Annotated in this window: 8 protein-coding genes and 1 tRNA gene; 4 read left to right on the forward strand and 5 right to left on the reverse strand. The window is 35.6% G+C overall.

All coding sequences use genetic code 11. The features are described from left to right. Positions 1 to 68 precede the first annotated feature (68 nt). A complete protein-coding gene (locus AOG55_RS07200; RefSeq protein ID WP_236688989.1) occupies positions 69 to 1,232 on the forward strand; it encodes a pyridoxal phosphate-dependent aminotransferase in 1,164 nt (387 codons plus the stop codon). Between the two features lie 68 nt (positions 1,233 to 1,300). Here the strand turns inward: AOG55_RS07200 and AOG55_RS07205 are convergent, their stop codons facing one another. Next, the gene (locus tag AOG55_RS07205; protein ID WP_048101471.1) at positions 1,301 to 2,005 is read right to left on the reverse strand and encodes an SDR family oxidoreductase; all 705 of its coding nucleotides are present in this window, start codon (positions 2,003 to 2,005) and stop codon (positions 1,301 to 1,303) included. A 130-nt stretch (positions 2,006 to 2,135) separates the two neighbouring features. On the opposite strand from AOG55_RS07205, the gene AOG55_RS09195 reads away from it, so the two are divergent. Further along, positions 2,136 to 4,160 carry an alpha-ketoacid dehydrogenase subunit alpha/beta gene (locus AOG55_RS09195; RefSeq protein WP_197065853.1) on the forward strand — a complete coding sequence of 675 codons (2,025 nt, stop codon included), beginning with the start codon at positions 2,136 to 2,138 and terminating at the stop codon, positions 4,158 to 4,160. After that, positions 4,157 to 4,393, forward strand: a complete 237-nt coding sequence (locus tag AOG55_RS07215; RefSeq protein ID WP_048101472.1) for a biotin/lipoyl-containing protein — start codon at positions 4,157 to 4,159, stop codon at positions 4,391 to 4,393. Before AOG55_RS09195 ends, AOG55_RS07215 begins: the two co-directional genes overlap by 4 nt. Before the next feature lie 49 nt (positions 4,394 to 4,442). Here the strand turns inward: AOG55_RS07215 and AOG55_RS07220 are convergent, their stop codons facing one another. The 3 genes from AOG55_RS07220 to AOG55_RS07230 all read right to left on the reverse strand — a co-directional run bounded on the left by AOG55_RS07220 (position 4,443) and on the right by AOG55_RS07230 (position 6,188). After that, complete coding sequence (locus AOG55_RS07220; RefSeq protein WP_052656740.1) at positions 4,443 to 5,147, reverse strand: alpha/beta fold hydrolase; 705 nt, start codon at positions 5,145 to 5,147, stop codon at positions 4,443 to 4,445. Then, positions 5,148 to 5,933, reverse strand: a complete 786-nt coding sequence (locus AOG55_RS07225; protein WP_054964419.1) for a 2-oxo acid dehydrogenase subunit E2 — start codon at positions 5,931 to 5,933, stop codon at positions 5,148 to 5,150. A 182-nt stretch (positions 5,934 to 6,115) separates the two neighbouring features. Beyond that, positions 6,116 to 6,188 (reverse strand) — tRNA-Gln (locus AOG55_RS07230). A gap of 61 nt (positions 6,189 to 6,249) precedes the next feature. Here AOG55_RS07230 and aroC point away from each other — a divergent pair. Then, a complete protein-coding gene (gene aroC / locus AOG55_RS07235) occupies positions 6,250 to 7,356 on the forward strand; it encodes a chorismate synthase (protein ID WP_055032377.1) in 1,107 nt (368 codons plus the stop codon). On the opposite strand, the gene AOG55_RS07240 is transcribed toward aroC, so the two are convergent. Further along, positions 7,309 to 9,039 carry a DUF2070 family protein gene (locus AOG55_RS07240; protein WP_055041096.1) on the reverse strand — a complete coding sequence of 577 codons (1,731 nt, stop codon included), beginning with the start codon at positions 9,037 to 9,039 and terminating at the stop codon, positions 7,309 to 7,311. The two genes, aroC and AOG55_RS07240, sit on opposite strands and share 48 nt — an antisense overlap. Positions 9,040 to 9,057 lie beyond the last annotated feature (18 nt).

A 9,057-nucleotide genomic window follows, 5' to 3' on the forward strand; every position in this document is an offset into this window, starting at 1 on the left:
TGTATAAATACGAAAATATAATTTTATTATATACTCATAAAAAATTAAAAAATAAAAAAACATTATAAATGAAATTGGCATTTGTATCCATGGTATCGGCAAGGGTAAATAAAATAAACGAGTCGGCAACTGTAAGTATGTCCAACAGGGCTGCAGAATTGAAGGCCGAGGGAAAAAAAATTTATAATTTTGGTATAGGTGAACCAGATTTTAAGACACCGCAATCAATTATTGATTATTCATATAAAATGGCAGGTGAGGGAAAAACACATTACACACCATCTGCAGGAATCCCCGAACTCCGGGAGAAAATTGCGGAGAAAATGAAAAAAAAGAATAATATTGATGTTTCATCAAAAAATGTGCTTGTTACACCTACAAAATTCTCACTAAACCTTGCCCTTTATACAATAATAGACCCCGGTGATGAGGTCATGCTTCCTGCACCATATTATGTATCCTACACAGATATAATAAAATTAAATGAGGGAAAGGCACTTATATTTGATACTGATGAAAATTATGAGTTTGATTTTGACAAGATGCGCAAAATGGTATCCCCAAAAACAAAGGCGTTTATGTTAAATAATCCTGTAAATCCAACGGGAAAGGTATATTCAGAGAGGACATTAAGGCAGTTATCTGACTTTATATTAGAAAATAATTTATTTTTAATATCGGATGAAATTTATGAGGATTTAATTTACAAGGGAAAAATGTTCTCACCCGGTTCAATAAACGAAATGAAAGAAAAAACAGTTACCTTAAGTGGATTTTCAAAAAGTTATGCAATGACTGGATGGCGCATAGGGTATATGGTTGCACCCGAGGATATCATAAAGGCAGCGAATAAGGTACAGCAGCAAACACTTACATGTGCGCCATCAGTATCCCAGTATGCAGCACTGAATGCACTAGATGACGAGGATGATGTAATAGAGATGAGGAATGTTTTTAATAAAAGACGCATGCTTGCATTATCATTATTAAAGGAGATTGATGGCATAAATGTTTATGAACCTGAAGGCGCATTTTATATATTTCCGGGGTATAATAAGGATATAAAATCAAGTGAACTTGCCATGGATCTTTTAAATAACCAGAATGTAATAATAACACCAGGACTGCCATTTGGAGCTGAAAAGCATTTCAGAATTTCATATGCAACATCCGATGATGTTATAACAGAGGGGATTTCAAGAATAAAAAAATATTTTAACTCAAAGAATTGAATTTTTTGCAATAAAATGTTAACATATATTATAAATTTTTAAATATTAAAGTGTAAAAATGCTTTCATTTAGTTTATAAGGCTGTGGCCACCATCAACGGGTATTATGGCACCATTTACCCATGACCCATCAGGACTGCACAGAAAATATATCACCTTGGATATATCCTCAGGGGGAGTTTCAAGATCGCCAAGGGTCCTTAATTTTGTGTAATCCTCCTCTGGCATAAAACTCTGTATTATATATTCTGGTGCCACAGCGTTAATTCTTACACCCTTTTTAATCAACTCAGCAGCAATAATTTTAACTGATTTATTTAGGGCATATTTTATAACTGTGTATGATAGCAGATTTGATCTGTTCTTATTATCCACATCCGAATTGCTTACCAGTATTATAGAAGAACCTGAAGTCAGTAAATTAAGGAAGTTTTTAATCAAAAGCATTGGTATTTTTAAATGATTTTTAAACATTTCATCAATCCCTGAAAGGTCCTCAACAGTATCCTCAATATATCCACCTATGGTTATTACAAGCGCATCAACATTCTGTGAAATATTTTTAACCTTATCTGATAATGATTTACATGATTGATCATCCTTAAGCTCCTGTGCTATATAATCTATCCTTCCATATTTTTCCAGTTTTTTCTTTATATTTAAAAGGTGGTCCTCCTTTCTTGAATTGATAATCACATTGTAATTATTTTTTAAAAATTCATATGCTGTGGCCTCACCCAGATATCCAGTACCTGCTATTACAGCTGTTTTCATAATTTAATATTTATACTTAATAGTTAAACTTAATGGTGCTTTTAATAATTTAATATTATATTTTTTGAATACTTTTGTATTTTAAATAATGTTTATATAAAAACCTCATATAATATTTATGGTGATATTTTTGCAGGAAGGGATAAAAAGTGAGGATATGCTAACAATTTATTATACAATGGTGAAGAGCAGGCATTATGAAGAAAAAATAAGGGAGATTTATCTTAATGATAAAAAACCTTTATTTAATATAGCAGCAGGTAAAATTCCGGGGGAGATGCATTTATCAGCAGGTCAGGAACCAACCGCAGCATGGATGTCCGTTTTATTAAGGGATGATGACTTCGTTTACAGCACGCACAGGCCGCATCACACTGCAATATCAAAGGGCGTTGATTTAAACAAAATGACTGCGGAAATCATGGGCAAAAAAACAGGACTTGGCCATGGAAAGGGCGGACATATGCATTTATTTGATCCACAAAAACATTTTGCCTGCGCTGGCATAGTTGGATCCTCGTTCCCTCCTGCTGTTGGGGCGGCATTAAGTTTCAAACTTGATGGAAAGGATAACGTGGCTGTTGCCTTTGGTGGTGATGGATCACTTAACCAGGGCATGTTCATGGAATCAATGAATTTAGCATCCCTATGGAAGCTGCCTGTAATTTTCATTATAGAAAATAACGAGTGGGCAATTTCTGTAAATGTAAAGGATTCAACACCACTAATAAGAGACTCTGACAGGGCACTTGGTTTTAACATGCCATCAAAATATGTTCCAGATAATGACCCTATACAGATGTACCTCGCTGCCAAGGAGGCTGTTGAAAGGGCAAGATCAGGAAAGGGACCAACGCTAATAAGCATAGATACATACAGGTATTACGGGCATTTTGAGGGTGATCCGGAGGTATACAGACCAAAGGATGAGGTTAAAAATTTAATGGCAAAGGATCCAATAAAACGCCTGAGAGATCAGATATTAAATGAAAAACTTGCATCAGAGGATGAAATTGAAAGGCTTGAAAATTCTGCACTTGAGGAAATAGATCAGGCGGTTAAATTCGCCGAGGATAGCCCTGACCCTGATGGTAATGATGCACTGGCTGATGTTTATGCTCCTGGCTATTATGAACAGGAACCAAAGTCCAGGGGTAGAAAATTGCCAATGTATATGGCAATATCCGAGGGGATATCACAGGAAATGGAAAAAGATTCCTCGGTACTTTACATGGGTGAGGATGTTGGTGTATACGGCGGAATTTTTGGTGCCACAACCGGACTTTATAAAAAATTTGGACCTGAACGTGTCAGGGATACACCAATAAGTGAGTCAGCATTTATAGGTGCATCATCAGGTCTGGCCGCAGCAGGAAAGAGACCAATAGTTGAATTGATGTTTACAGACTTCCTTGGAGTAACATTTGACCCAATTATGAACCATATAGCAAAAAATTATTACATGTCCGGTGGGAATGTAAAGATGCCAATAGTAATTACAACGGCAATTGGTGGTGGATATGGTGATGCTGCACAGCATTCTCAAACACTATTCCCAATATTCGCACATATACCCGGATTAAAGGTGGTTGTTCCGTCCAATAGCTATGATGCCAAGGGGCTAATGATTTCTGCAATAAGGGATGATAATCCTGTAATTTACATGTTCCATAAGGGTCTTATGGGACTTCCATGGATGCCCTATCCGCAATCTTCTGTTGTTGAGGTTCCTGAGGAGGAATATACGGTGCCAATTGGAAAGGCAAAAATAGTAAAAACTGGTAATGATATTACAATTGTTTCCGTTGGATCAACAGTCCATATGGCACTTGAGGCTGCAGATGAGCTTAAAAAGGATGGAATAGATGCTGAGGTAATAGACCTCAGGACTGTAAAACCAATTGATAAGGAAACAATTCTGAATTCCATTAAAAAAACGGGATATATGCTTGCTGTTGATGAGGATTATGAGAGTTATGGCCTCACCTCTGAGGCAATATCCATTGCATCGGAACTTGGGTTCAAGGATTTAAAGACCGCACCAAGAAGAATTGCATATCCGGATATACCCGTGCCATACAGCAGGAATATGGAATCATTCTCACTTCCAAGCAGCGAAAAAATAATAAAAACAGTGAAAGAGATGATAATGTGACGCTAATAAAAATGCCATCCATATGGAACTTTGAGGAACTTGGTAAGGCTGTGGTAACACAGTGGTATGTAAAGGAGGGGGATTCTGTGAAGGAGGGGGACCCGGTATGCCAGATTATGGCTGCAAAGGTTACCGTTGAGGTCCCATCACCTGTCACTGGTACAGTTAAAAAGATAATGGCTGAAATGAATCAGGAAATATCCCCAGGGGACCCATTAATGGATGTTGAATGATAAAATTAATGGCAAATTTAGTTACATTAAATTTTATATTTTTTAAATATTAAAAAATATTTTTGTTTATAATTTCAGCAACAGCATCAGGTTTATTGATCATTGGTACATGTCCCCCGTTTTTAATAATAAATAATTTACCATTACTGACATTTTCCTCGAGGATTTTGGCATGTTTAATATTTATTCTTGGGTCATCATCGCCCCATATAATTATTGTTTTTGATTTAATTTTATTTAGGTCATCTGCTTTTATCATATAATTTTTGGAATTAATTAATATATTTTTCATTATATCAAGATCGTTGCCAGGTTCCAGCCTGTTAAGTTTATCAAGAAATGCATTAATACCTTCCATTGGTATGCCGTCACAGCATATACCTGCAGAGTCAATAAGTATCAAATAATCCGGGGATTTAAAATGAATTGAGTAATAGGCCGCCACCCAGCCACCATAGGAGTTGCCTGCCAGTGCAAACTCCTTATTGACCGTATTTTTTATTATTTCATCCACAACACTGCACTGTAAATCCAGCGTGTATTCAATTTTTGGTTTTGCAGATCTCCCATGGCCAAGCAGATCCGGCGCTATAATTTCAAAACGGCTGTCCAGTCTTGTAAATAGTTTTATCCAGTTATTGGATATCCCACCGAGACCATGCAGTAATATTAATGGAAATTGACCGTTTCTATGTAGATATGAAATGACGCCAAATCCTGTTTTTAATTCAAGTCTTTCGATATCAAACTGCATTTATGGTCTAAAGTTCTCAATATTATATTTAAGTTCCGATAGGAATCTGGCCGCAGGTGCACCGTCTACCGCACGGTGGTCAACAGTAATTGATGCGGTCATTATCTTTCTTATCTCAATCTTCCCATCAAGTACAACAGGCTTGTCCTCTGTCCTACCAATGCTTAAAATTGCAACCTGTGGCCAGTTTGGTATTGACATAAAATATGATACACCAAGGCTTCCAAGATTGCTTATTGTAAATGTGCCACCGGTAATATCAATTTCTTTTATTATACCATTTTTTGCCCTCGCAATTAATTCCCTGTATTCATTATCAAGTGTTTTAATATCCTTTGTGTTAACATTCCTAATAACTGGAACTATCAAACCTATTTTTGAATCAACTGCAATTCCTATATTATGGCTATCATATGTAATTATTTCGTTATTTTTTATTTCAGAATTCATGTATGGATAATGCATTAATGTATTACTGATAATTTTTATTAGTAAAACATTCATGGATACGCCTGCAGATTTGTATGCTGCCATAAAGTCATCCATTAAAATTTCTGAATACAATGATATAATTGCCGATTCTTTTAAACCGGAAACAAGATGGTCAGCAATCATCTTCCTTATTCCGGTAATTGGCTTTCTTTCAATTACATGGGGATAAAAATTCTCAGCTATATATTTTTTAATATAGTCCATGGTCAGCAGGTTTTTATCCACGTTTAGTGAATCCAGATTAATGTTATACTGATCGGCCAGCCTTTTTATATCGTTTAAATTGGAATCCATATCACATTATTTATTATGACTATTAAATATATTATGTTAATACGAATATTTACATAATGAGCCATAGTGCCATGTCAGCGGGTCCTTATTTACAGAGAATTTTTATCCTCTAATAAAGTCCTGATTTCTCCTTAAATAACCCTGTATCAAAATGTAGCCATGATCTAATTAACAGAAAAACATAGCTCCGGGCAGATTCGAACTGCCGTCGACTGGTCCAGAGCCAGTAATGCTTGGCCGCTACACCACGGAGCTTTAAAAATGTATTACAATTAAATATAAAAATGTTAATAGGCTTAAACCAATTACAGTTTTAATGTTTACAGCAGGAAACAGGCTTAAGCTAACAATTTTTGGCTCATCGCACGGCCCTTACATAGGTGGCATACTGGATGGGCTTCCGGCGGGTGTTAATATTGATATGGATTATATAAATAAATGGCTTGATCGTAGAAGGCCCGGGATAAATTCAATAACAACACAGAGGAAGGAATCAGACAGAATAGAATTTATCTCAGGGCTTAAGGAATTTTATACTGATGGATCTCCACTTGGCTTTATTTTTAGAAATGAGGATTATATAAACAAACATTATGATTATATTAGGGACAATCCCAGACCAGGGCATGCAGATATTACAATGTATTATAAATATGGTGAATACAGAAATTACGAGGGTGGCGGTTTTTTTTCCGGAAGAATGACCCTGCCTCTTGTTGCCGCAGGGTCCATTGCCATGCATATATTAAAAAATATTAATATAAGCATAGTTTCATATATAAAATCTGCAGGCGGATTTAATATTCAAAATGAAAATATATCTGATGAGGACTATTCATACAGCTTCAGGACCAGAATGCCAGACCCTGATCTTGATGATAAACTTTATAACAAAATTCTTGAGATCATAAAGGATGGTGACAGCCTTGGTGGAATAATAAAAACCATTGCATATAATATTCCACCGGGTATAGGTGAGCCATTCTTTGACTCTGTGGAGGGCACAATAGCCCATTTAATGTTTTCCATACCGGGATTAAAGGGCATAGAATTTGGTGCCGGTTTTAAGCTTGGTTCAATGTCCGGTTCACAGGCCAATGATACGTTTTATTACGACGGTGATAAAATAAAGACCAGAACAAATAATTCTGGTGGTATACTTGGTGGGATTACAAACGGCATGCCGCTGGAATTTAGTGTTGTTATGAAGCCAACATCATCAATAAGAAAGAAACAGGAAACTGTTAATCTGAAAACACACCAGCCATCAGAAATACAGGTGATTGGCAGGCATGACCCCTTTATAACCCTAAGGGCTGTTCCTGTGGTTCAGGCATTAACAGGATTTGCAATACTTGATCTTATTATGTCAGATTCATCTCAAAAGAAATGGGATATATTTAACAGAGGAGATGGCAATTAATATGGATGCAATCAGGATAAAGCCTATGGAATATTTTGCAATTCTAAACGCTCCTAATACAGTGTCCATTAAGGTTTTGAAGCTATCCTCCCGACCCATATGAACCGTTGTATAAACTGTTTTCATTCCGATTTTTACGTCAGAGATATCATTTATTGCATCTTTAACAGCAGTTTTTATTAGATTCACCACATCATCAGGATTGCAGTTAAGGCCCAGAGGATTTATATCAAGATTGCTTGCATTTACAACGTGATTGTCAGTGGTGTATATTTCAAGGTTATCTACAATATCACTAAGCTCATTCCTTGATTTCTCCATAATATCATGTGTTATATTATTGGAATCTGTAAGTACTATTGCATTATATTTTCCATTAATCTCCATTGCAAGTGCCTGAATACCCATGGCCGCCAGCCCACTAATTCTGGCCGATATTCTGGAATAGCCAATTCTTGCAGGATATGCATCAGACAATTTTGAAAAGGCCCGTTTCATTTCCGGGATAAACTGGGAGCAGTTATCAAGTTCAGGGGCATTTTTGGTAAAATCATTCTGTGCGTCAATCAGGGCAAAATCATCCATGCCGGAATCCCTCATGGCGCGGATTAATTTTAATCCGGATTCCAGTGAGATATCGTCGAATTTCTCACTTTCCGGAATTATTGCTGAGAACCCATAATTACCAAACTTTTGCATTGATATTTCATAACCATTAACATTTATCTTTTTCATTTCAGATACTGTGCCCGAATAGTGCATATCCTTCAAACCCTGTTTAACAGCATCGGCAATATTTTTTATATCTGATTCACCACCACAGTTATTGCTGTTTGTTGTTGCGGTGTGAAATACCATTATGTTATCCATGTTAAGCTCGTGGCTTAATTTTTCAGGAAGATTGCTGCTGCAGAGGTTTCCAAATGGGCCGGGATGGACATACGGAAATATTAAAATAACCTTGCTTTTTTCACAGTCCTTTATATCAACTGTTTTAACTGGTATTTTTACCCTTTTATTATATATTTTCCCAAAAAATGATTCACCAACACTATTATCCTGAGATCTGTTAAGGAAAAAATTGATTATTTCTGGAACACTTGCACTGTACTTTCTGGTGAATTTTTTTGTGGTTAATGTAATAAATAGGTAAGAAAATAAAAGAAATATTGCAGAGGAAAAAGATACTGTAAATAAAAACATGGGCAGGTACGGTGTTTTCAAAAATATGAAGAGTGAGGATATTAAAATGGAGTATGAATAATCTGGAGATAGTATAATTGCATAATGCATATTTCCGGGATAATAAACATATAGAATCAAAAAACGAAGGAACACTGCTATTGATGTTGATATGCCTATTAAATATACAATATTAAGGCCGATTATTGAATTAAGTGCAAGGAAAATCCAAAGAAATAGGGATGCTGAAAGAAATGACATAAAATCCAGATATATTATCCTTCTTGAGTTAAAGGATTTATTTGTCAGTCTTATTGTTATAACATCCATGGCAATAAAAACAAAAAATGGAATTATTGATAAAAAAATAAAATTAACCATGCTTTTTATTAAAAGAAAATTTATAATATAAATAAAAAGTACTGGAAATATGAAATAGTACCATTTCGGTGATTTTTTAATGTATCTTGAAATGCCCGCCAGGGTCTTATTGCTTTCCATTTACCACCGGATTATTTA

The sequence above is a fragment of the Acidiplasma cupricumulans genome, assembly GCF_001402935.1.
GTDB classification, from domain to species: Archaea; Thermoplasmatota; Thermoplasmata; order Thermoplasmatales; family Thermoplasmataceae; genus Acidiplasma; species Acidiplasma aeolicum.

What these genes read in the sequence shown, in the direction of transcription:
- AOG55_RS07200 (WP_236688989.1), top strand. Translation starts at nt 69, where the DNA reads ATGAAATTGGCATTTGTATCCATGGTATCGGCAAGGGTAAATAAAATA.
- AOG55_RS07205 (WP_048101471.1), bottom strand. Translation starts at nt 2,005, where the DNA reads ATGAAAACAGCTGTAATAGCAGGTACTGGATATCTGGGTGAGGCCACA.
- AOG55_RS07220 (WP_052656740.1), bottom strand. Translation starts at nt 5,147, where the DNA reads ATGCAGTTTGATATCGAAAGACTTGAATTAAAAACAGGATTTGGCGTC.
- AOG55_RS07225 (WP_054964419.1), bottom strand. Translation starts at nt 5,933, where the DNA reads ATGGATTCCAATTTAAACGATATAAAAAGGCTGGCCGATCAGTATAAC.
- aroC (WP_055032377.1), top strand. Translation starts at nt 6,250, where the DNA reads ATGTTTACAGCAGGAAACAGGCTTAAGCTAACAATTTTTGGCTCATCG.
- AOG55_RS07240 (WP_055041096.1), bottom strand. Translation starts at nt 9,039, where the DNA reads ATGGAAAGCAATAAGACCCTGGCGGGCATTTCAAGATACATTAAAAAA.